This is a genomic window from Longispora sp. NPDC051575, from assembly GCF_040681875.1.
In the GTDB taxonomy this organism is placed as follows: Bacteria; Actinomycetota; Actinomycetes; order Mycobacteriales; family Micromonosporaceae; genus Longispora.
The window spans coordinates 359061-381900 of sequence record NZ_JBFAZP010000001.1 but is presented as its reverse complement, the minus strand read 5'-3'; the positions used below and the strand labels follow the sequence as shown (position 1 = coordinate 381900).

18 protein-coding genes are annotated in these 22840 nt (G+C 74.5%); 5 read left to right on the top strand and 13 right to left on the bottom strand.

Annotated features, from left to right (window positions below; translation table 11 throughout):
* Positions 1-152: 152 nt before the first annotated feature.
* Entirely contained in the window at positions 153-842 is a 690-nt protein-coding gene (locus AB0M43_RS01610; protein ID WP_363720107.1) for an SDR family oxidoreductase, read from the bottom strand.
* Between the two features lie 83 nt (positions 843-925).
* Here AB0M43_RS01610 and AB0M43_RS01605 point away from each other — a divergent pair, with 83 nt between their 5' ends.
* The gene (locus AB0M43_RS01605; protein ID WP_363720105.1) at positions 926-1813 is read left to right on the top strand and encodes a hypothetical protein; all 888 of its coding nucleotides are present in this window, start codon (positions 926-928) and stop codon (positions 1811-1813) included.
* A 10-nt stretch (positions 1814-1823) separates the two neighbouring features.
* A complete protein-coding gene (locus AB0M43_RS01600) occupies positions 1824-2939 on the top strand; it encodes a Xaa-Pro peptidase family protein (protein ID WP_363720104.1) in 1116 nt (371 codons plus the stop codon).
* On the opposite strand, the gene AB0M43_RS01595 is transcribed toward AB0M43_RS01600, so the two are convergent.
* From AB0M43_RS01595 to AB0M43_RS01580, 4 genes are read right to left on the bottom strand one after another with little or no spacing between them, the layout of a single operon-like run.
* On the bottom strand, positions 2911-4254 hold the full coding sequence (locus AB0M43_RS01595) for an NAD(P)/FAD-dependent oxidoreductase (protein WP_363720102.1): 1344 nt from the start codon (positions 4252-4254) through the stop codon (positions 2911-2913). The genes AB0M43_RS01600 and AB0M43_RS01595 overlap by 29 nt on opposite strands.
* A 20-nt stretch (positions 4255-4274) precedes the next feature.
* Positions 4275-5216 (bottom strand): hypothetical protein, encoded by a 942-nt coding sequence (locus AB0M43_RS01590; protein ID WP_363720100.1) that lies wholly within the window; start codon positions 5214-5216, stop codon positions 4275-4277.
* Positions 5213-6409 carry an MFS transporter gene (locus AB0M43_RS01585; RefSeq protein ID WP_363720098.1) on the bottom strand — a complete coding sequence of 399 codons (1197 nt, stop codon included), beginning with the start codon at positions 6407-6409 and terminating at the stop codon, positions 5213-5215. The genes AB0M43_RS01590 and AB0M43_RS01585 overlap by 4 nt, the downstream gene beginning before the upstream one ends.
* A 1-nt stretch (position 6410) precedes the next feature.
* Positions 6411-7766 (bottom strand): discoidin domain-containing protein, encoded by a 1356-nt coding sequence (locus AB0M43_RS01580; RefSeq protein ID WP_363720096.1) that lies wholly within the window; start codon positions 7764-7766, stop codon positions 6411-6413.
* Positions 7767-8058: 292 nt separating this feature from the next.
* Here AB0M43_RS01580 and AB0M43_RS01575 point away from each other — a divergent pair, with 292 nt between their 5' ends.
* Positions 8059-9153: an N-acetylmuramoyl-L-alanine amidase gene (locus AB0M43_RS01575; RefSeq protein ID WP_363720094.1), complete on the top strand. Its 1095-nt coding sequence runs from the start codon at positions 8059-8061 to the stop codon at positions 9151-9153.
* Between the two features lie 146 nt (positions 9154-9299).
* Here AB0M43_RS01575 and AB0M43_RS01570 read toward each other — a convergent pair whose 3' ends face one another.
* Positions 9300-11267, bottom strand: a complete 1968-nt coding sequence (locus AB0M43_RS01570) for a BTAD domain-containing putative transcriptional regulator (RefSeq protein ID WP_363720093.1) — start codon at positions 11265-11267, stop codon at positions 9300-9302.
* A 164-nt stretch (positions 11268-11431) separates the two neighbouring features.
* Between AB0M43_RS01570 and AB0M43_RS01565 the strand changes: the two genes are divergently transcribed.
* Positions 11432-12304 carry a M23 family metallopeptidase gene (locus AB0M43_RS01565; protein ID WP_363720091.1) on the top strand — a complete coding sequence of 291 codons (873 nt, stop codon included), beginning with the start codon at positions 11432-11434 and terminating at the stop codon, positions 12302-12304.
* 93 nt (positions 12305-12397) lie between these two features.
* On the opposite strand, the gene hrpB is transcribed toward AB0M43_RS01565, so the two are convergent.
* Both hrpB and AB0M43_RS01555 read right to left on the bottom strand, forming a co-directional pair.
* Positions 12398-14905, bottom strand: coding sequence for an ATP-dependent helicase HrpB (gene hrpB, locus AB0M43_RS01560; RefSeq protein WP_363720089.1), 2508 nt, complete (start codon positions 14903-14905; stop codon positions 12398-12400).
* Positions 14906-14948: 43 nt separating this feature from the next.
* Positions 14949-16418, bottom strand: a complete 1470-nt coding sequence (locus AB0M43_RS01555; protein WP_363720087.1) for a hypothetical protein — start codon at positions 16416-16418, stop codon at positions 14949-14951.
* A 241-nt stretch (positions 16419-16659) separates the two neighbouring features.
* Between AB0M43_RS01555 and AB0M43_RS01550 the strand changes: the two genes are divergently transcribed.
* Positions 16660-19014: a GGDEF domain-containing protein gene (locus AB0M43_RS01550; protein ID WP_363720086.1), complete on the top strand. Its 2355-nt coding sequence runs from the start codon at positions 16660-16662 to the stop codon at positions 19012-19014.
* On the opposite strand, the gene AB0M43_RS01545 is transcribed toward AB0M43_RS01550, so the two are convergent.
* The 5 genes from AB0M43_RS01545 to AB0M43_RS01525 all read right to left on the bottom strand — a co-directional run bounded on the left by AB0M43_RS01545 (position 19011) and on the right by AB0M43_RS01525 (position 22751).
* Entirely contained in the window at positions 19011-20498 is a 1488-nt protein-coding gene (locus AB0M43_RS01545; protein ID WP_363720084.1) for an alpha/beta fold hydrolase, read from the bottom strand. The genes AB0M43_RS01550 and AB0M43_RS01545 overlap by 4 nt on opposite strands.
* Positions 20499-20568: 70 nt before the next feature.
* The gene (locus AB0M43_RS01540; RefSeq protein ID WP_363720083.1) at positions 20569-21000 is read right to left on the bottom strand and encodes a hypothetical protein; all 432 of its coding nucleotides are present in this window, start codon (positions 20998-21000) and stop codon (positions 20569-20571) included.
* Positions 21001-21258 carry a hypothetical protein gene (locus AB0M43_RS01535; protein ID WP_363720081.1) on the bottom strand — a complete coding sequence of 86 codons (258 nt, stop codon included), beginning with the start codon at positions 21256-21258 and terminating at the stop codon, positions 21001-21003.
* Positions 21259-21268: 10 nt separating this feature from the next.
* Positions 21269-21601, bottom strand: coding sequence for a helix-turn-helix domain-containing protein (locus tag AB0M43_RS01530; RefSeq protein ID WP_363720079.1), 333 nt, complete (start codon positions 21599-21601; stop codon positions 21269-21271).
* 139 nt (positions 21602-21740) lie between these two features.
* Positions 21741-22751, bottom strand: coding sequence for a hypothetical protein (locus AB0M43_RS01525; RefSeq protein ID WP_363720077.1), 1011 nt, complete (start codon positions 22749-22751; stop codon positions 21741-21743).
* Between the last annotated feature and the right edge of the window lie 89 nt (positions 22752-22840).

Below are 22840 nucleotides of genomic sequence, written 5' to 3'. Positions count from 1 at the left end.
TTCCATCATTCGGGGGATGGACACGGCGGAACAGTGCACTCCGTCATGTGCCGGATATGAAATGCTCACCGATGATTCGTGGATATTTCACAACCGGAAACGCGTTTAGAAAAGCACTTCCAACGGTACGCGGACCACTGTCCTCCATAGACCTACCGCAGCCCGGGCCGCACCGTCAGGTCGGTGACCTCCGCGTCCCGGGGCAGGTCCAGCGCCGCGAGGACGGCCGTGGCGACGCTCTCCGGCTGGATCCACTCCTTCGGCTCGTAGTCCGCGCCCTCCTGCGCGTGCACCTTCTCCTGCATGGCCGTCGCGGTCCGCCCCGGGTAGACGCTCGTGACCCGGACCCCGTTGCCGTGCTCCTCGGCGCGCAGCGCGTCGGCGAGCGCGCGCAGCCCGAACTTGCTCGCCGCGTACGCGCTCCACCCGGCGTGCGCCGCCAGGCCCGCGCCGGAGTTGACGAGCACCACGTGCCCGGCCGCCGCGCGCAGGGCGGGCAGCGCCAGCCGGGTCAGCTCGGCCGGCCCGGCCAGGTTCACCGTCAGCATCGTCTGCCACACGTCCGGGCCCAGCTCGGCCACCGGCCCCAGTTCGACGGCGCCGGCGCAGTGCACGAGCGCGTCGAGCCGGGCGGGCAGCCGGTGCGCCAGCTTCCCGGCGAGCTCCGCCGGGTTCCCCACGTCGGCGACCAGCACCTCCGTACCCGGGAACTCCTTCGCCAGCGCTTCGAGCGCGGCCCCGTCCCGCCCGAGCAAGAACAGGTTGTCCCCCCGGTCGTGCAGCTTGCGCGCGATGAATGTGCCGATCCCGCCGGTCGCCCCGGTGAGCAGTGAGTTCGCCATGGCACCCATCCTGCCAGCCGTCCCGGGTCGGGTCCTGGCAACACCGTGGCAGTTGTCGGGCGGTAGGACTAGCATCGCCGGCTGTGACCACAGACTACGTACTGCCCGGCGAGGACGTGTTTCCCGAGGGCATCACCGAGGGCCCCGACGGCCGCAGCTTCTACGTGTCCAGCGCCCGGCAGGGCACCGTCTACCGGGGCCACACGGACCGCCCCGAGCTGGAGGTGTGGCAGCCCGCGGGCGCCGACGGCCGGACCGGCGCGCTCGGCATGGCCGTCGACGGGCACGGCCGGCTGCTGGTCTGCGGCTCACGGACCGGCTACCTGTTCGCCTACGACCTGGCGGGCGGCGCCCTGGTCGCGCGGTGCCGGGTGCCGGCGGAGCTGACCCTGCTCAACGACGTGTTCGTCGTCGGCGAGTACGCCTACGTCACCGACTCCGAGCGGCCCGTCGTGTGGCGGGTGCCGGTCGGGGCGGAGATCGGCGAGGCCGAGGAGTGGCTGGTCCTGGGCGCCGCCGAGGACTTGCCCTACCTGAACGGGATCGTCGCCGTGCACGACGGCGCGACCCTGCTGATCGCCGCCCAGGGCACCGAGGTGCTGTGGCGGGTCGACGTGGCCACCCGCGCCGCCGAGCACGTCACCCTCGACGGCGAACTGGCCGCCGACGGCATGGTCCTCGTCGACGGCGCGCTGTACACCTGCGACAACGCCGAACTCCTGGAGGGCGACGTCGCCTTCTACGTCAGCCGGATCGAGCTGGCCCCCGACGCGCGGTCCGGGCGGATCACACACCGCTGGGACCGGCCCGCCGCCGACCACCCGACGACCATCGCGCACCTCGACGGCCGGTTCCTGCTGGTCAACTCGCAGTTCCTCGCCGGTCGGGAGGGCACGGCCCGGGCCCCGTTCACGGTGAGCGCCGTGCGGTTGGCGCCCGAAACGGCCGTCTCCCCGGCCACCGGTCACTAGGCTGGGGGCCGTGACCCACGACGCTGAGCTGTACCCGGCCGACCGGCTCGACCGGGCCCGCGCGGCCGCCGTCGCCGCCGGGTACGACGCCCTGCTGGTCTCCCCGGGCCCCGACCTGCGCTACCTGACCGGGTACGAGGCGCTGCCGCTGGAACGGCTCACCTGCCTGGTGCTGCCGGCCGAGGGCGAGGCGTTCCTCGTCGTGCCCCGCCTGGAGAAGCCGGCCGCCGAGGCGTCCCCGGTCGGTGGGCTGGGCATCGAGATCGCGGGCTGGGCGGAGACCGAGGACCCGTACGCGCTGGTCGCGGGCCGGCTGGCCAGGGGCGTCGGCCGGGTCGCCGTGGACGACCACATGTGGGCGGAGAAGGTGTTCGGCTTCCGGGCCGCGCTGCCCGGGGCCGAACAGGGCCTGGCGGGGCCGCTGCTGCACGGGTTGCGGATGCGCAAGTCCCCGGCGGAGGTCGCGGCGCTGCGCCGGGCCGGGGCGGCCATCGACCGGGTGCACACCCGGATGGCCGACTGGCTGCGCGCGGGCCGCACCGAGCGGGAGGTGGGCCGCGACATCGCCGAGGCCCTCCTCGCGGAGGGGCACGCCCGGGTCGACTTCGTCATCGTCGCGTCCGGCCCGAACGGGGCCAGCCCGCACCACGAGGTGTCCGACCGGGTGATCGGGGCCGGTGACCCGGTGGTGGTGGACATCGGCGGCACGATGCCCGACGGGTACTGCTCGGACTCCACCCGCACCTACGCCGTCGGCGCCCCGCCCGCCGACTTCCTGGAGTACTACGCCGTGCTGCTCGCCGCCCAGACCGCCCAGACCGAGGCGGTGCGGCCCGGGCTGACGGCCGAGGCGCTCGACGCGGTCGGCCGCGACCTGATCACCGCCGCCGGCTACGGGGACCGGTTCATCCACCGGACCGGGCACGGCATCGGCCTGGAGACCCACGAGGAGCCGTACATCGTGGCCGGCTCGACCCGGCCCCTGGAACCGGGGATGGCGTTCTCCGTGGAGCCCGGCGTCTACCTGCCGGGCCGGCACGGCGCGCGGATCGAGGACATCGTGGTGTGCACCCCGGACGGCGGCGAGCGCCTGAACGTCACCGGGCGCGAGCTCGTCGTGCTGTAGCCCGCCGGGCCGCCCAGAACACCTTCCACATCATCGCCGGCCGTTGCAGGACGGAAGGCGGGGTGACCAGGTGCTGCACGGAGGTGAAGATGCGCCGCACGCCCAGGTCCACCCCTGCGGCCTCCTGCATCTTGCGGGTGTACCAGTTGAGGAAACCGATGGCCCGGGGCCGGGGGCCCTCGGTGAGCGGGTAGGCGAAGTCCCCGCCGACCGCGAACCGCCACGGGGTGGCGATGGTCCGGGCGGCGGCCCGGTAGTACTCCGTGGACAGTCCGGCGGTCACCGTCCGCCGGGTGGCCAGCAGCCGGTCGAGTTCGAGGGCCTCCAGGGCCGCGCAGGTCATGCCCTGGCCGTAGATGGGGTTGAAGCTGCAGATCGCGTCCCCGAGGGCGAGGTAGCCCGTGGGCGGGGCGGCCAGGTCCTCGAAGTGCCGCCGCCGGCTCGACGGGAACTGGTGGTAGACGATCTCCGACACGGGTTCGCTGCGGGCGAGCAGGTGGGCCAGGTCGGGGTGCGGCAGGAGGTCGATGTGCTCGCGGAAGCCGGCCTCGTCGCGCGGGTACGCCCCGTGCCAGCCGCCCAGGGTCACCACCCAGCGGTCGCCCTCCACGGGCAGCGCCAGGCCGACCCGGAGCTCGTGGGGCGGGGCGGGCACGACGAGCACGGCGTTGCCCTGGGCCAGGTCGTCGGGGGAGCGGCGGTACAGCCGGCTCGCGTACCCCACGCCGATCTTGACCTCGGTGACCTTCGGGGCCTCGTGGCCCAGCGCGCCCAGCCAGCGGTCGGAGCGCGAGCCCCGGCCGGTGCAGTCGACGACCAGGCCGGTGTCGATCGTCGTCCCGTCGTCGAGGCGGACCCCGGTGACCCGGCCGTCCGCGCCGGTCAGTTCGGTGACGGCCACCGTGTCGCGGAACTCGACGGCCGGCAACTTGGTCACCCGGTTGCGCAGGGTCAGCTCCAGCAGCGGCCGGCTGAACGACACCAGCCGCAGCCCCAGCGGCTCGTCGATCGGCCAGCTGTACCCGAACCGGTGGAACCGCAGCCCCAGCCCGGCGTCGAACGCGCTCGCGCCGGCGGCCAGCAGCTCCTCGGTCACGTCGCCGAACAGTTCCTCCAGGGCCCGCAGCCCGGCGAGCAGCAGCACGTGGCCGTGCCCGCCCTGCGGCACCCCCCGGCGGGGGTCGGCGGCGTCGGGGAGCCGGTCGCGGTCGAGGACGACCACCCGGCCGAAGTGGTTGGCCAGGGCGCGGGCGGCGGACAGGCCGGCGATCCCGGCTCCGATCACGACAGCAGTCTGATCCGAAGTGGTCACCATTGCACCGATGTTATGCCCTCTCACCCCGTTTGTGGAGCCGCCAGCGCGGGGGAAGGTGAGGTTCCCTCAACGAGGCGGGTGGGCGCGCCGGAGCCGTCGGCCGGCACCGTCCACACCGTCCCGGCCCGGCCGTAGCCGACCGTGGTGTCGCCGAACCAGACCGCCTGGTCGTCCACCTCGGCGGACTCGGCGAGGGGAGTGTCGGCCAGGGTGGACAGATCCAGGACGTGCAACCGCCACCCCGAACCGACCTTCTTCTTGTACGCGACCCGCCGGCCGTCCGGCGACAGCGACGGGCACTCGACGTTCTCCCGCACCGTCTCGACCCGCCACCCGGCGAAGTCGCCCTTCACGAGATGGGTGCGGCCCCTGGTCGCCACGGTCGCGTAGAACGTGTTGTCGTCGGCGGAGAAGGTCACGCCCCAGAAGTTGACGTCGGGCGCGTGGTAGCGCTGCCCGTCCACGTACAACTGGAGGTTCTCGATGTTCGTGACCAGGTTGCCGGTTCGGCCGTCCAGGATGCCGGTGGCCGTGGAGAACGTGCCCGCCGCGGCGTAGGAGTCACCCGTCGTGAACGTGGTCCACGCCAGGAACCGGCCGGACGGCGACACCCGGGCCCGGCTGGGGATGCCGGCGAGCTGGATCCGCCGGGTCTCCCGCAGCGAGCCGTCCAGGACGATCGCGGTGGTGGTCGCCACCGCGCCGGGCTGCACGACCAGGCACAGCCCGACCCCCGACGCCGCCGAGAACCGGTCGCAGGTGCGCTCCCCGACGGTTACGCCGCCCTCCGGGGTGCGGGCCGACACCCGGCCGTCGGGCCCCCGGAACAGGGTGGCCCCGGCGTCCAGGGTCAGCGCCGCGCCCCCGGCCGTGACCCGGCGGGCGGCGTGCACGGTGTACCCCAGGGCGACGGCGACCAGCGCCACCGTCGCGGCCAGGGCGATCCACAGTCGGGTCCTCACGGGACCTCCTTCGGCAGCAGGAACGGGGCGCAGGCCAGCGCGAGCACGAGCCCGACGGCGGCGGCGGCCAGCGCGGCCGTCAGCCCCCAACCGGTCCACGCCGCGCCGAACAGCACCGAGGAGAACAACCGGGCCACCGCCTGCGCCGTCTGCACCAGGGCGAGGGTCCCGGTCCGGCGCTCGGGGGTCGACAGCGGGCCGGCCAGCGCCATCAGCACGCCGTCGGTGGCCGCGTAGAACACCCCGTGCAGGGCGAGGGTCGCCACGAGCAGGCCCGCGCCGGCCAACGGCGAGAGCAGCAGCAGGTACGCGAGCCCGAGCGCTCCGTGCCCCGCGAGGAACACGGTGCGCCGGCCGAACCGGTCCGCCAGGATGCCGGCGGGTACGGCGAGGGCCAGGTAGATCCCCGCCGTGCCGAGGGGCAGCAGCGGGAAGTACGTGTCGGGGAGCGCGAGCCGGTCGCGGAGCACCAGGTAGACGAACGGGTCGGCGACCGTCACGACCCCGAGCAGCGCGGCGGTCAGGCAGATCCGCCGCACCGCCGGCCCGGCCGTGACCCGGGCGGCCACCGCCTCGCGGGCGATCCGGGGGGCCTCCTTGACGAACAGCGCCAGCAGCAGTACCCCGAAGCCGCCGATGCAGCCGCTGACCACGAACACGGCGTCGTACCCGCCGGACGCCACCGCGAGGATCGCGAACGCGACCAGCGGACCGAGGAGCGCCCCGGCCGTGTCCATCGCCCGGTGCACCCCGAACGCCCGGCCCAGCGCCCCGGCCGGCGAGCTGAGGGTGATCAGCGCGTCGCGGGGCGCGGTCCGGATGCCCTTGCCGGCCCGGTCGACGACGAGCGCCCCGACCAGCCAGGGCATGGTGCCCACCAGGAACCCGAACCGGGACAGCGCGGACAGTCCGTAGCCGATCCCGGCGACGAGCTTGTGCCGCTGCCAGCGGTCGGCCGCCCGGCCCCCGGCGAGCCGGACGAGGGCGGTGACGCCCCCGTACAGCCCGTCGAGGAAGCCGAACTGGAGGGGGCTGAGTCCCAGCCCGAGCACCAGGTAGAGCGGCAGGACGGCGGTGACCATCTCGGAGGAGATGTCGGTGACCAGGCTGACCGTGCCGAGCACGAGCACCGTGCCGGCGACCCGCCCGGACCGGGACGCGCGACGCGCGTCCCGGTCGAGTGCGACGTACATATCAGTGGCAGGTGTACGTCGGGCTGGTGTCCAGCACGCTGTTGTCCGCCCCGATGAGGGTCGAGGTGAACGTCGTGTCCGTGAAGTTCAGCTTGAGCACACCGAACTTGCCGGTGATCCGCTTGAGGCTGTTGGGCTGCACGTTCTCGATCGCGTACGGCGGCGCGCCGCCCATGCCGCCCAGGATCTCCACGATGCCGTTGGCGTTGCTCTGCGCCGTGGGGGTCTGCGGGCCGAACCGCTCGTAGTGGTGGTCGTGTCCGTTGAGGACCAGGTCGGCGCGGGCCGCGTACAGCGCGTCCCACACCGGCTTGCTGACCGGGTCGTTGCCGTGCTCACCGGAGCTGAACAGCGGGTGGTGGTAGTACGCCGCGATGCAGCCCTTGGTGTTGGCGGCCAGGTCGGCCTTCAACCAGTTGAGCTGCTCGGGGGTGTCGAACAGGTTGGAGTCCAGGGCGACGAAGTGCCAGTTGCCCTCGTTGTAGCTGTAGTAGCTCTTGCCCTGGGGGAAGGCGATGGAGCCGTAGTAGCCCTTGTAGCCGACCTCGAAGCCCGCCGGGTCGTAGGTCTCGTGGTTGCCGGGCACGGGCCGGGTCTTGGCCTTGAACGCGCCCCACGTGGTGTCGTAGTAGGACTTGTAGTCCGACAGCCGCGCGTCGTCGTACTGGTTGTCGCCCATGGTGACCACGAACTTGGGGTTCATGTTCGTCACGAGCTTGGCCGTCTTCGGGTGCTGACAGCTCGACGAGGACGCCGTGCACTGGTCGGCGATGTCCCCGGCCGCCGCGACGACGAAGGAGCCGCCGCCCGGTGAGGGGGACGCCGTCGGGCCGGTGGTCGGGCTCGCGCTGGCCGAGGGGCTCGGGGACGGGCCGGGGCCCGTGGTGCCGTACACCTCGAGTTCCTTGATCGAGTACCCGTAGGACGTGCCGCGCTGGGTGCCGTTCACCCGGACGTAGCGGCCGGCCCCGGACAGGCCGGTGCGGTCGTCGGTACCCCCGTCGCCGTCGGTGGTGGTGTGCACCCGGGTCCAGTTGGTCCCGTCGTTGGACAGGTCGAACGTGTACTTCTTGGCGTAGGCGGCCTCCCAGACCACCTTGATCCGGGACACGGCGGACACCGCGCCGAGGTCCACCTGGAGCCACTCGGGGTCGTGGCCCTCCTGGGAGGCCCACCGGGTGCTGGTCGTGCCGTCCACGGCCTTGTTGGCGGAGTAACTGGACGACTCCACCGACGACGCGGTGGCGGGCTTGTCGCGGGACAGCAGCGGGTCGGCGGCCTCGGCGGCGGTGACCCCGACGCCTAGCAGGGCCGCGACGAGGGTGATGGGTATGACGGTATGGCGCAAACGGAACACGTCTGCCTCCTGGTCAGCGGAAACGCGGACGGACCCCACCGCCCCCATGGGGAGGGCTGTGGCTCGGCGGGCGCAGGGGCCCACCGACGGCCGGGTCAGTGCTTCGTACTGAGCGCGTCACCTCACGGGGGGAGGCCGCGCCGAGCCGTTGGGTCGATCACAGCGGATCATGGCATTATTTGTCAAGTAGTCTAACTATCAATTGGCACCCTTGAGTCCATCCAAGATCGCTGATAGAAAGGGTGGCGCTGCGCGGGGCGGTCATCCGTCCCTACTCCTCCATGGAGGAAACATGTCCGACCCCGACCGCGCCCCCCTCACCGCCGCCCTGTCCCGCCGGTCCGTGTTCCGGGGCGCCGTCGCGCTCGGCGCCGGCGCCACCGTCGGCGGCCTGGAACTCGCGGGCCCCGCCTCGGCGGCCGTGCCCGCGCCCGCCATCGCCAGCTGCGCCGCCTGGGGTGCCCGCCCGCCGGCCGACCCGCTCACCGAGATCAGCACCGACGCCAACAAGATCCTGATCCACCACACCGCCACCCCGAACGTCACCGACTACTCCCAGGCGCACGCCCACTCCCTGGCCCGGGCCATCCAGAACTTCCACATGGACAGCAACCACTGGTCCGACACCGGCCAGCACCTCACGGTCAGCCGGGGCGGGTACGTCACCGAGGGCCGGCACTTCAGCCTCGCCCACCTGACCAGCGGCAACGGCATGGTGGTCGGCGCGCACTGCCCGGGGCAGAACAACCAGGCGATCGGGATCGAGAACGAGGGCACCTACACCTCGGCCACGCCCACCACCGCCCAGTGGACCGCGCTGGTCGGCCTGTGCGCGTACATCTGCGAGAAGTACGCGATCGCGCCGACGAAGATCTACGGGCACCGCGACTACGTGTCCACCAGCTGCCCCGGCGACGCGTTCTACGCCAGGCTCCCGCAGCTGCGCCTCGACGTGGCGGCCCGGCTCAACGGCACCCCGGCGTTCTCGGTCGTCGTCGACAACGCGTCCGCCGGCTTCCGGGCGTCGGCCGCCTGGGACGTGTCCAGCTTCTCCGCCCAGCGGCACGGCGGCGACTACCGGTTCGCCACCCCGGTCGGGGCCAGCGACGCCGCCTACTTCTCGGCCACCCTGCCGGCGGCGGCGAACTACAGGGTCGAGACCTGGTACCCGGCCGACCCCGGCTACAACGCGGCCACCCCGTTCGTGGTGTTCGCCTCCGGGGGCAGCCGGACCGTGACCGTGAACCAGCAGGTCGGCGGGGGCGGGTGGCGGGACCTGGGGACGTTCGCGTTCGGGGCGGGGGCGCGTGACCTCGTGGCGGTGAGCCGGTGGACGTCGGGCACCCAGTACGTGATCGCCGACGCGGTCCGGGTCACCCGGGTCTGACGCCAGGGGCCGGCCGGGTGGGGGCACCCATCCGGCCGTGGGTCGGCCTCGGGCTCCTGAACCGACCGGTCCCCGTCCCGCCGCCCCTGGGCGCGGGGAGGTCACCCCGCTCGACCGGGCGTCCGGGCCGCCCGACGGAGCGGGGGCTAGGAGTCCACCGTCGACTGCAACCGCAGAGCCTCCGACGTGTACGCCGCCGCCAGCGACCCGCCCGTGTGCAACTCGCCCAGCCGGCGCGCCGTCCGCGCCTGGGCCCGCCGGTCGCCGATCCGCTCGAAGATCTCCCACGCCCGGGTCAGCAGCCGCACCGCCGCGTCCCCGCGTTCGAACCCGGCCAGGTCCGTCAGGCAGTACGCCTCGCCGTGCGCGTCCCCGAGCGCCGCGAACCGGTCCAGCGCCGCCACCAGCGCCGCCCGCGCCCCCGCCGGGTCCCCGGACCGCAGCCGCAGCAGGCCGAGCTGGTGGGTCAGGTGCGCGGTCCGGTGCGTGTCGTCGACCTCCCCGGCGAGCCGCAGGCCGGTCCGCAGCGCCCCGGCCGCCGCCGGCAGGTTCCCGCCGACGCGGAGGGCCATGCCGAGCGCGCCGTGCACGTACGCCTGGCCGTGCCGGTCGTCGGCGGCCACGTAGTAGGCGAGGGCGAGGCGGAGGCAGTCGTACGCGGCGTCCAGCTCGCCCCGGATCCGGTGCACCGCGCCCAGCCCCGCCAGGGCCCCGGCCTCGCCGCGCGGGTTGCCGAGCCGCGCGTACAGCAGCCGGGAGCGGCTGAACGCCTCGGTCGCCGCGGAGTACCGGTCCCGGTAGAGGTGCACCTGCCCCAGGTCGCGCAGCGTGACCGCCTCGCCGAGCAGGTCCCCGGCCCGCCGGCACGCGGCGTGCGCGGCCCGGGCGGTGCGCTCCCAGTCGGTGGTCCGCCCGACCAGGTCGCACCACGGCACCAGGGCGTGCGCGAGTTCCCAGGCCAGGTCCGCGTACCCGCCGCGCGCCGCCAGCCCGACCGCCGCCACCAGGGCCCCGCTCTCGGCGGCGAACCAGGCCACCGGGTCGGCGGTCAGCGCGTCGCCGCCGGGCACCGGCCAGCGCGCGGCGACCCGGACCCCGGGCCCGAACACCGGGGGCGGCAGCGACGCGGCGGCCCGGTCGGCGAGTTCCAGGTAGCCGCCGAGGACCCGGCGCACGGCCGCGTGGTCGGGGACGCCGGGCAGGTCCGGGGCGAGCAGCCCGACGAGGACGGGCAGCGCGTACCGGGGCTGGCCGAGACTGTCGGCGCCGTGGCCGCGTACCAGTCGATGGGTGTGCAGGGCTTCGAGCACCGGCCGCCAGGAGGTGCGGTCCGACAGCGCGCCGACCACCCAGCCGGGCACCGGCCCCAGGCCGAGCTGGGCCAGGCCGCGCAGCACGCCGGTGGCCTCCGCGTCGAGCCGGTCGGCACCGGCGAGCAGGGGCACCTCGTCGCGGAGCAGCAGCGACCGGTGCAGGGCCCGCAGCGGCTCGCCGGGCTCGACGCCCAGCTCCTCGGCGAGCCCGCGCCGGGCCCGGGCGTAGGCGGCCAGGGCCTCGGCGCGCCGGCCGGTGGCCTCCAACGCGGTCATCAGGAGCAGCCAGGACTCCTCGCGCAGCGGATCCTCGTCGACGAGGGCGCGCAGGTCCTCCAGCCGGCCGGCGGGGTCGACGGCGGCCCGGGCCTGCCGGATGCCCCGCCAGCGCTCGACGAGCCGGTCCACCTCCGGGGCCCACAGCGGGCACGGCGGCAGGTTCTCCAGCGGTTCGCCCCGCCACAGGCGCAGCGCGTCCGGGTCGGCGGCGTCGAACCGGGCCGCGTCCAGCTCGCCGTCGCCCAGCTGGAGCCGGTAGCCGGGCGGCTGGCGGTGCAGGCGCTCGTCGCCGAGCAGGCCGCGCAGGTAGCTGACGTAGGTGTGCACGTTGGCCACCGCCGACCGGGGCCGCCGCTGGGGCCAGAGCACCTCGACGGCGTGGTCCACGGACACGGTGCGGCCGTGGTGCAGGGCGAGGGTGGCCAGCAGCTGGCGGGGTTTGCGGCCCTCGACGGTGACGAGGACCCCGTTCCTGACCAGCTCCAACGGGCCGAGGATCCGCAGTTCGAAGCCGTCCGACATCGACACATCACCCACGATTCATGATCGATGGGGCTGAGCCTAGCGGGGGCGGATCTTCCGGACCAGTGTCGGGTGGAGGAATTCTGGAGGTCGCCTGGAGGTCCGGGCGTGAGGCTGGGCGCACCCCGCGCAGCAGCGGACCCACCGCGCGAAAGGAGCCCACCATGCGCCTCCGCCCGGCGCTGCGAGCCGCAGCCGCCCTGATCGTCGGCCTGTCGAGCGTGTTCCTGGCCAGCCAACCCGCCTCGGCGGCCGCCCCGGCGTTCCAGATGCCGTTCCCCTGTGGACAGGCCTGGAACGGCGACAGCGACAACAGCAGCGCCCACGTCTCCTGGGAGCTGGACTTCAACCGGGGGAGTTCGGCCAACGCCGACCTCGGCGACACCGTCGTGGCGGCCGCCGCCGGCACCGTCGACGTCTCGGCCCACCAGGGCTCCGTCAACGGGTACGGGAACCTCGTCGTCCTCAACCACGGCGGCGGCTACTACACCTACTACGCGCACCTCAACAAGCGCGCCGTGACCGCCGGCCAGTCCGTCCTGCGCGGCCAGGCCATCGGCTCCGTCGGCAACACGAGCAAGCCGGGCAACGGCATCTCCCCGCACCTGCACTTCGAGGTGCGCTACCCGGACCGTTCCCAGTCGCACATCATCAAGGCCGTGTTCAACGGTTCGACGTTCGGCTACCCGAACTCCACCCCGACCAGCAACAACTGCGCCACCCAGCGCGACCCGGCGACCGTGTGCGGGGCCGGGTTCGAGATGACCGACTCGGTGAAGCTCGGCACCGCCGGCACGGCGAACCTGCTCTGGAAGGGCTCCACCTCGCAGAACTGCGCGGTGACCCTGAAGATGTCCAGCGTCGGCACGGGTACCGCCACCAGCGCGTTCCTGGAACCACAGGGCGCGTCGCGGACCACGGACTCGGGGAGTTTCACCGAGTACGCCGGCCCGGTGGTGCGCACCTCGCCCAACTGCGTGAAGTGGGGCGGCAGCGCGGGCGGCTCGAGCTACACGTCGGGCTTCGAGCACTGCTAGTGGCCGGGTGACGGGCGGGGGCTGAGGGGCCACGCCCGTCCCGTCCCGACCGCGCCGTGGGTCCGTCGACGGGCCCACGGCGCACCGGCGCGCCTACTTCCGGGGCGTCACCCGTCGGGTCGGCGGGGCGGTGGTCGGGTCCTCCGGCCACGGATGCCGGGGGTACCGCCCCCGCAACTCACCCCTGACCTGCGGGTACGCGTTCCGCCAGAACGACGGCAGGTCGGCGGTGACCGCGACCGGCCGCCCGGCGGGGGACAACAGGTGCAGGACGACCGGCACCCGGCCCTCGGCCACGGTCGGCGACGCCGCCCAGCCGAACACCTCCTGGACCCTCACGGCGAGTACCGGCGCGGCCGGGTCCGCGTAGTCGAGGCGCACCATCGACCCGCTGGGGACGGCCAACCGCTCGGGGACCACCTGGTCGAGCCGGGCCGCCTGCGCCCACGGCACCAGGCGGCGCAGCGCGGAGGCCACGTCGGTCCGGGCCAGCTGGCCCCGCCGGGTCGCCTTGCGCAGCTCCGGTCCGAGCCACTCGCCGGCCCGCTCCAGAAGGGACACGTCGTCCACGGCCGGCCACGGCCCCCCGAGCGCCCGGTGGCAGCAGGCCAGCCGGTCGCGCAGGGCCCGGGCGGCGGGCGACCAGTCGAGCAGGCCCAGCCCCTCCTTGCGCAGGCCGATGAGCAGCGCCTCGGCGACCAGTTCGCGATCGGGGGACGGCAGGGGGCGCTCCACCAGGACGATCGCGCCGAGCCGTTCCACCCGGCGGGCCACGACGTCGCCGTCGGCCCAGGTGACCTGCTCCTCGGTGCGGACCAGGGGGCCGGCGAGTTCGCGGGCCGTGGCCTCGTCCAGCGGGGCGGCGAGCCGGATCCGGGCCGACGCGCGGCCGGTCGGGCGGTCGGCGGTCGCGACGGCGAGCCAGGGGAGGCCGGTCAGGGGGGAGCCCTCGTTCAGGTCGGCCCCGGTGCCGCCGGCCATCAGGTACTCCCGGCCACCGGCCCGGCGGAGCCGCGCGAGCCGCTCGGGGAACGCGAGGCCCACGACGATCCCGGCGGCGGCCTCGTCGGGCACCCACGCGTCCCGTCCCCGGGCTCCGGTGGTCGGCTCCTCCGGCAGCAGGCGGCGGGTCTCGTCGCGCCAGCGGGCCGTCGCCGCGCGGTCCACGTCGTCCCGCAGCCGCCGCCAGTCCGCCGCCAGGTCGTCGGTCGTGTGCGCCTCCTCCGACAGCAGCGCCACCACCTCGGCCGCCCGGCGCGCGCCGACCAGCCCGGCCCCGTCGAGCAGGGCCCGGGCCAGCCGGGGGTGCGCGCCGACGGCCGCGATCGCCCGGCCCCGGGGCGTGACCCGTCCGGCGTCGTCGACCGCGCCGAGCGCCCGCAGCGTCGCCCCGGCCACCTCCGCCGAGGCGGCCGGCGGCGGGTCCAGTAGTTCCAGTCCGACGCCGCCGGGGTTGCCCCAGCAGGCCAGCTCGAGCAGGAAGGCGGTCAGGTCGGCGACGGCCACCTCCGGTTCGGCGTGCGCGGGGAGGCGGTCGTGCTCGCCCTCCGACCAGCACCGGTACGCCCGGCCCTCCGCCTCGCGGCCCGCCCGGCCGGCGCGCTGGGTGGCCGACGCCTTCGACACCCGGCCGGTGACCAGTGCGCCGAGCCCCCGGGCCAGGTCGATCCGGGGCGAACGGGCCAGGCCGGCGTCCACCACGATCCGCACCCCGGGCACGGTGAGGCTGCTCTCGGCCACCGCCGTGGCGAGGACGACCCGGCGGTGCGCGCTCGGCCGCAGGGCCGCGTCCTGGGTACCGGCCGCCTGCCGCCCGTGCAGGGTGACGATCTCCACGGGCCCGGTCCCGTCGGTCAGCCCCGCCAGGCGCCCGGCGACCCCCGCGATCTCGCCCGCCCCCGGCAGGAACACCAGCACGTCGCCCTCGGCCTCGCGGAGCGCCCGCCGGACCGTGGCCGCGACATGGTCCAGCAACCGGGGATCGACCCGCAGCCCGTGCGGCGGCGGGATCGGCCGGTCGGGCGGGCACCACACCGTCCGCACCGGATGCAGTGCCGCGTCCGCCGACACCACCGGCCCGCCGACCACCCGGGACAGCCGGTCGGCCTCGGCGGTCGCGGAGGTGGCCAGCAGCCACAGGTCGGGGCGCAGGGCCGCGCGGACGTCCACGGTGAACGCCAGGGCCAGGTCGGTGTCCAGGTGCCGTTCGTGGCACTCGTCGAGCATCACCGCCCCGACCCCGGGCAGGTCCGGGTCCCGGCCGAGCCGGCGGACGAGCACTCCGGTCGTGACGACCTCGATCCGGGTCCGGGGGCCGACCTTGCGCTCGCCGCGCACCACGTACCCGACGGACTCGCCGACCCGCTCGCCCAGCAGGGCCGCCATCCGGCGCGCGGCGGCCCGGGCGGCCACCCGGCGGGGCTCGGCCACGATCACCTTCCCGGTCACCGCGCCGGCCAGGGCCAGGGGCACCAGGGTCGTCTTGCCGGTACCGGGCGGGGCGACCAGTACCCCCGCGTGGTGGTGCTCCAAAGCACCCAGCAGGGACGCGAGCACCGCCCGGATCGGCAGGTCGGTGTCCGGTCCCGGCGGCGGCAGCATGCCGACAGCTTCGCACGAGGGGCCGTGCCCCGGGCCCGCCCCGCTATTCGATGACGAGCCGGACGACCGCGCCGTCCGCGCCCACCATCACCCCGAGCGCCCGGACCGGCGCCAGGTCCTCGCGCTCCTTCTCGGTCATCGACGTGCTCGCCGCGAACACCTTGCGCAGGTCCACGTAGGCGACCACGGACGTGGTGGCGGGCCGCCCGGCCATCGCCCTGCGGTACACCTCGTTGTCCGCGAGCGTGCCCTGCGGCTGGTAGGAGCCGTAGGTGACGGTCGTCTTCTGCCCCGCGCCCTCGACCTTGAGGATCGACCCGAACAGGCCGAGCACGCCGCGCAGCCGGCCGGCGGTCTCCGCGTCGGGACCGTCGGCGGTGAGCCGCCCGGCCGGGTGCGCCAGGTCGGTGACCGCGACCGTGAGGGTCGCCCCGAACAGGCCCTTGATCCCGCCGAGCATCGCGTCGACGGTCTCCTTGTCGAGCAGGCCCTTCAGGGCGCCGAGCTGGGCGTCGACCTGCTGGTCGAGGGAGTTGTCGAGGGCCTTGCGCACGTCGGGGCTGTCCGTGAGCGGCTGGACGACGGCCGCGACGACGGCGTTGCCCGGCAGGGTCTCCAGCTGCTTGACCAGGTCGGCCTTCGGCACCACGGTGGGCGGGACGCTCTGGGCGACGCGCAGCTCCACCCCGTCGGGGACGGCCTGGAGCCCCAGCGCCACCTGGCCGACGGTCTGGCCGTCGAGGGTGGTGGCGGGGAAGCCCTCCTGCAGTGACTTGCCGGCCGCCAGGACACCGGGGCCGTCCGCCCAGCCGATCGCGACCTGGTTGGCGGGCAACTTCCGCACCACGGCGGTGTACGCGTCCGTCTGGGCCAGCTTCTTCGACACCCGGACGGCGTCGTGCGCGGCGGTCCGCGCGGTCGCGGAACCCACGGGCACGGCGATCAGGGCGTACCCGTCGGTCAGCTCGAAGTTCGCCTGCGCGCCGGTCAGCGCCTTCCTGGCTTTCGCGTCGTCGGTGCTGGCCAGCGCGTACAGGGTGACGTAGCCGCCGTCGGTCTTCCACAGGGCGACGCCGAGCCGGTCGCCCAGCCAGGGCTTCGCGGCGTCGTAGGTCAGGCCGGGGATGTCGGCCTCCTCCAGCAGGTCGCGCTTGACGTCGGCGGTGCTGCCCGAGCGGCCGGGGAACTTGCGCACCAGGTTCAGCAGCTGCTTCTGCTGGCTCAGCGCCGGGTCGAGGTCCATCCGGGCGAACGCGGCGACCGTGCCGGGCATGACCTGCTCCGGTTCGACCCCGGTGGGCGCGGTCCACAGCCGGACGGCCGCGAACGCGCCACCGCCGAGGAGTACGGCGACGGTGACCCCGAGGGCGACGAACAGTGCCGTGCGGCTCCGGCGGGGCGGGGCGGGCGGCGGGGCCGGCGGGGCGAAGCCGGGGGCGGCGGGCTGTTCGTACCCGATGACGGGGTCGCCCTGTGCCGACCACGGATCCGGCTGGTCCTGGGGGTGGGTCACGTCGTGCCTTTCTGAGTGCGGGTGGCGACCGATGCTAGCGCCACGACGTCACCGTGCGCAGTCCCGTTTCGCGCGGCCGGGCCGCCGGGCTGGACGGGCGCACTACCGGCCGTCACGCCACGTGAGGACGGCGGGCCGGGAGCTTCGGCGGCGGGAGCGGCCCGACGATGGGAGAGTGGATCGGTGGGGCCGGTCGGTGACCGGGTCCGCTCGGCCGGCTCAGCTGCAAAGGATGCGCTATTTGCCCGATCACACATTGTCTGCCCGGATCAGGCGACTGGAAGGGCTGCCGGAGGACGACCCGGCGCGTCTGGTCGCGCAGGTGCGTGCCGTGCTCCCGCGCGCGGTGGTGCCGGCCGACCGCGCCCGGCTGCTGCTGCTGGAACTCGCCGGCCTGCTGCGGCTGGGCGGCGGCGGGCACGAGCGCGTGCTGGCCGAGCTGACCGAACTCGTCGAACTGTCCGGCGACCGGATCGTCCAGGCCCGGTTCCACACCCTCGCGGCGAGGGCGGCCCTGGACAGGGGGGTGGTGCAGGAGACCCTGGTGCGTCTGGTGCGGGGCCGGCAGGCACTCGACGCCGTGCCGGAACCGGGCCGGCCCGGGGTGCTGATCCTGCGGGAACAGGCGGCGGTGTACTCCCTGGCCGGGTTCCACGACCAGGCGGCGCTCACCGCGGAGCTGGCCACCCGCATGGCGGAGCGCGCCGGACTGAACCCGCGCAGGTACGTCGCCGCGTGGGTGCTGACCCGCCGGGCGCTGGCCCTGGACCACGCGGGCGACCCGGCCGGGTGCGCGGCCGCACTGCGGGACATCGCGGCGCTGCGCGGGGTCCTGCCCCAGGAACAACCCTTCGTGGAGTACGCGGGTCTGCGGCTCGCGGCCCTGGGGGAGGGGACCGCGGACGGCACGGTCCGCGCCGACGGGAGCTACCTGACCGCGCTGGGCGAGGCGTGCCGGGCCATCGCCCAGGGGGACGGCCCGGCGGCCCTGCGGTGGCTGGAGCCCCTGGACCCGGCCGCGTGCCCCGTCGGTCCCGCCGAGGTCCCCCGGCTGCGCGCGCTGGCCCACGCCGCAGCGGGCGACGAACGCCGGGCCCGGGAGGCCGACCGGCAGGTCGCCGCGCAGATCACCGGGCCGGCCCGCGCCCTGCCCGGACTGCTGCTGGAAGGGGTGACGGCCACCCTGGAACAGGACGAGCTGCGCCGCGACCTCGAACACACCACGGGCGAGGCGCACACCGACGCGCTGACCGGCCTGCCGAACCGCCGCCATCTCGACCGGTACCTGGCCGGCGCCCGGGGCGGGCACGGGGTGCTGTGCGTCGCCGACCTGGACGGCTTCAAGGGCGTCAACGACCGGCACGGCCACCCGGTCGGCGACCTGGTCCTCCAGCAGGTCGGGCGGATCCTGACCGGCGGCCTGCGGGCCGGGGACTACCTGGCCCGCTACGGCGGCGACGAGTTCGTCCTCGTGCTGCCCGGCACGGAACTGTCCGAGGCCGAGCGGGTGGCCGGCCGGCTCTCGGACACGATGGCCGGCTACGAGTGGGCGGGCCTGGTACCCGGCACCCCCGTCGCCCTCAGCTACGGCCTGGCCCGCTACGACGCGAACCGCCCGCCCGACGAGGCGCTGCGGGTCGCCGACGCCGCCATGCTCCGCGCGAAGGACAGCGCCGCCCGGATCCGCCGGCCGCCCGTCGCGGTCCGGACGTTCGCCGACGTGCTGGACGAGGCGATCGAACGGCGGTCCCTGAGCCTGGAGCAGCTCCAGGGCATGCTGATGGCCGAGGACGTGGCGGTCACCCTGGGCATGCTCAGCCGGTGGCGGCGCGGCCTGGCCGCCCCGCGTAGCTCCCACACCACCCGGGCCGTCGCCGTCCTGGAGAAGGTCCTCGGCGAGCCGCCGGGCACGCTGGCCGGCCTGCTCGCGCTCCGGGCCGGGCTCGGCAGGTACCGGCGGCGGCCCGACCCGGTGCCGTTCGAACAGGTCCTGGAGAAGCACGAGGTGGTGGGGCGGCTGCTGCGCGAACTGGGGCTGCCCGGCCTGCCGCTGAACCCGGCCGTCGAGTGGCTCAGCGTGCACGACGTCTACGAGCTGGACGCCGCGGGCGCGGAGTCGCTGCTGCGGGTGACGCACGTCGGCCGGGCGCGGGCGGCGGTCGACCGGTACCGGGTCATGTTCGCGGTGGAGGACCTGGCCAGCCGGAGCCCCCAGGTGAAGGGGCTGCGCGGCTGCCACACCGGCCGGGTGCTCCTCGACGAGCCGTCCGGCGTGATGCTCGCCGAGCTGCTCCTCGACGCCCCGCTGGCCCGGGGCGAGGTGATGATGGCCGAGTACTCGGTGGCGATGGCCCCCGGCGGCGCGTCCGAGTACCGGGGGCACCGGGGGTTCGCGGTGGGCGGGGCGCAGTTCGTCGCCGAGGTGCACTTCCACCCGGACGCGGTGCCGGTGCGGTGCTTCGAGTTCACCCAGCCCACCCTGGACTCGCCGATCCGGGTGGTGCGCGAGGTGCCGATCGGCCGGGACCACACCGCCCTGATGGCGGTGGGGCGGGTGGATCCCGGCGACTGGGGCCTGTTCTGGGAGTGGGACTAGCGGGCGGCGTCGTCCCGGCAGGTCACGTCGGCCTTGGGCAGGGCGCCTGTGGCGAGGTACGTGTTCACGGCCCCCTCCACGCACGCGTTGGGAAGGGACCCGAACACGCCGTGCGCCATCACGTCCCGCACGGTCACCAGTCGCGAGCCGGTCAGGGCCCGGTGCATGGCGACGCCGTGCCCGTAGACGGTCCGGGTGTCGCCGGTGGCCTGCACGATCAGCGCCGGGTGGTCGTTGCGCACGACGGTCGCCCGTTCCCGGGGCGCGGCCCAGAACGCGCAGGCCGTGATGTTGCTGGTCAGCGGCCCGAACACCGGCTGGGTGGCCCGGACCCGCTGGATGGTGCGCCAGTACCATTCCGGGTCGCGCGGGTAGGCCACGTCGCCGCACAGCACGGCCGACTGCGCGTCACCTCCGGCGTCCGGTCCCGAGCGCAGCAGGTAGTCCAGCGAGCCCGCCAACGCCGGGTTGGCCGGAGTGGGCCGACCGGCGGCCGTGTCGACCAGGGTGCGGACGTCCGCCGCGATCTGCGGGTACTGGTGCCGGCCGGTCAGCGGGCCGAACACCAGCAGCGCGACCACGTGCTCGTCGACGACATGGCCGCCGACCGTGACCGGTGGGCCGTCGATCAGCCCCTGGAGGCGGGCGCGCACCTGCGGCCCGGTCGCGCCCAGGTGGTACTCGGGATCGCGGCGCGCCGTCCACGCCGCCCAGTCGTCGAGGGCCGCCTCGTTCGGCGCGCCCAGGTCCTGGAACATCCGGGGGCCGTAGCGGTCCGGGTCGACGGCGCTGTCGAGGACGACCCGGTCGGCACGGTCCGGGAACATCTGGGTGTACACCGCGCCCAGGTACGTGCCGTAGGACCGGCCGAAGTAGCTGATCTTCCGCTCGCCCAGCGCGGCCCGGACGACGTCCATGTCCCGCGCCGTGTTGCGCGTCGTGATGTGGGCCAGCCGGTCGCCCTCCCGCTCGGCGCACCGGCGGGCCAGGTCGGCCTGGAGGGCCACGTCGCGGTCGAAGCCGGCCCGGTCCGCGCCGGCCGAGCGCATCGAGAAGGCCACCGGCCAGCCGCAGTCGACCGGGGAGCTGCGGCCGACCCCGCGCGGGTCCATCCCGACCAGGTCGTACCGGGCCAGGACCTGCGGGGTCATGCTGGCCCGGATCTGGAGCATCGTGCGCAGGCCCGGGCCGCCGGGGCCGCCCGGGTTGGACAGCATGACCCCTCGGCGCTGTCGGGGCTCGGGTGACCTCAGCCGGGACACGGCCACGGTGATGGTGCGGCCCCGGGGCTCGTCGTAGTTCAGCGGCACGGTGACGTCGGCGCACCGGGCGCCGGCCGCGTCGAGGGCCGGGTCGGCGCAGGAGACCCAGGTCAGGCGTTGCTGGTGGTAGCGGGCCAGGTCGTCGCGGGCGGCGGAGGCCGGGGTCGCGGTGACCAGCAGTCCCGCGCCGACCGCGAGTGCGGTGAGGACGTTTCGCTTCATGATCCAACGGTATGCGCGGGGGGTCCATCTCGGACATACCGCCTGCTACCCGGGATGGGTACAGCGGGCGCTACCGGCGCCAGGGGTCCCCGGGGCCGGCGAGGTACTTCCGGTACACGTGGTCCCAGGGGATGACGAGGGCGATGACGACGACGAACGCGCAGTCCCTGGCCACCCCGGCGGTGCCGGCGTCCGTGGTCCCGTCGATCCACGTCGGCAGGGCGGCGAAGCCGAGCCAGATCGCCTTCCAGAGCAGTTCGAACAGCAGCACGGGGAGCATCGCGAGCGGGTGCCGCAGCCCGAGGAGCGCCAGGACGGACAGCGCCACGAGCATGCTGGTGACCACGCCGCCCATCAGGGTCCAGTCTTCGGCGTGCAGCAGGGTGGGCCACTTCACCACGGCGAGCCCGCCGCCGAGGATCAGGTATCCGACCCGCATCAGGTTGAGGCGTAAGGGTGACAGCGTCGCCGCCGGTGGGGGTGCGATCGTCGAGGTCGTCATCTAGTCGAACTCCTTCAGGGTCTTCTCGATGGCGCCCAGGCGCGCGGAGATGTCGGCGAGGCCCGCCTGGACGGCGGTGACCGCGGCGGCGGTCTCGGCCTGGGTGGCCGTCGCGGCGGCGGCCAGGTCGCGGTAGGTCAGCTCCTGGGCCAGCTGGGCCTTCGCCCGCCGGTTGGCGGCCACGTACCGCATGGCGAAGACGGCCAGGATCGTGCCGAGGAACAGGCCGATGGTCGCGAAGTACACGGGTGTGGACATGGCGTTTCCCTCACTTGTCGGGCTTGGCGGTCAGGTGCCGGGCCGACGCGGCGATGGCGGCCGGGTCCAGCTGCAGGGCGAAGTCGCTGACGTCGTAGTAGTTGCGGGCCTTGCCGTCCTCGGTCAGCTCCAGCTCGCTGACGACCAGCCCCGCGTCCTGCAACTTCTTCAGGTGCAGGTGCAGGAGTGGCCGGCCGATGCCGAGTTCGCGGGCGAGCTGGCTGACGTAGTTGCGTCCACCGGTGGCCAGCGCCCCGATGATCCGCAGTCGGTGGGGATTGGCCAGCGCCGTCAACATCGCCAGCAACCGGTCCCCGGGGTTGATGGGCTCCCCTGCTGTCATGTGTCAACTATCTCTGACACATGACAGCACGTCAAGACCTTCAACAGGGGGGTACTGCGTCACGCCGGCTTCGTCCGGGCCCGGTCGACGGGGGATCGCCGGCGGCCCGGCACGGGTCCCGGCCGGCCGTGGCGGGGTACTACGGAACGGCGCGCAGGGACGTCGGCGACAGGAACGGCCGCAGCGGCCCGTCGTCGACAGTCCCCGACAGCCGGCGGGTGACGCCCGCGAGAAGGTCGGCGACCTGGACCCGCGGGTCGTCGCGGGAGTCGGCCATCACCAGCCCGGCCAGCGGGGACAGCCCGGCGCCGTCGGTCAGTACCTGCTGGACGCGCCGGAGTCGGCCCGCCGTCAGGGCGCTCTGCTCGTCGTGGGTCACCAGTACCCGTCGGTGTCCGGCGCTCCAGAACAGGATCGTCTCGGCGAGCGCCGGCAGCATCGGCTCCAGCGGGGGCGGCACCGACCGGTCGTCGTCGCTGAGCCGGGTCAGGATGTCCCACACCCGGGCCCGGTCGAGCCCGTCGAGGACCCCGGCGGCCTGCGGGGCGAGCCCGTCCGGGACGCCGGCGGCCCGTGGGGTGAGTCCGTCGCGCACCAACGTGTCGCGGGACGCGAAGAACCGCTCCAACGCCCCGGCGTCCGGCCGGGGCCGCCGCTTGGTCCGGACCAGGTCGACGAAGGCCTCCAGGAAGGCGGCCCAGTGGTGACCGGTGGCCCGCCCGGCCCGGTACACGGCGAGGGCGGCGGGCCGGCGGTCCTGGGTCAGCCGGGTACCCGCCGCGTAGGTCGGCTCGGCCAGCAGCAGGTCCACGATCCGGGTGACGAGGAAGTACTCCTTGTCGATCAGGTGCACGTGGGCCCGGCCCGCCAGCCGCGCCAGGAACCACTCCAGCGCCTCCGCCGCCCCCGGACCCCGGAGGAACTGGCCGGACTTGAACTCGTTCGGCGAGAACCGGAACCCCGACCGCAGCGCCGCGATCAGCCCGGCCGCCTCGTCGGCCCGCAGGTCGACACTCGCGTGCGTGATCACCGGGGTGGTCGGATCGAGCAGATTGGTACCCGAGAACCCGGACTCGTCACAGGCGATCTCCACGACGGCACCGGCCACCGCGTCCGACGGGGGCAGCCCGCCCTGCAGGGGCAACCTCACGTCCGGTACCTGGCCATGCCCACCATGATCGCCCGTCCGCCCCGAAGAGACCACCGAATTGCGGCCCCGGCCTCGTACCCGTCGATGTC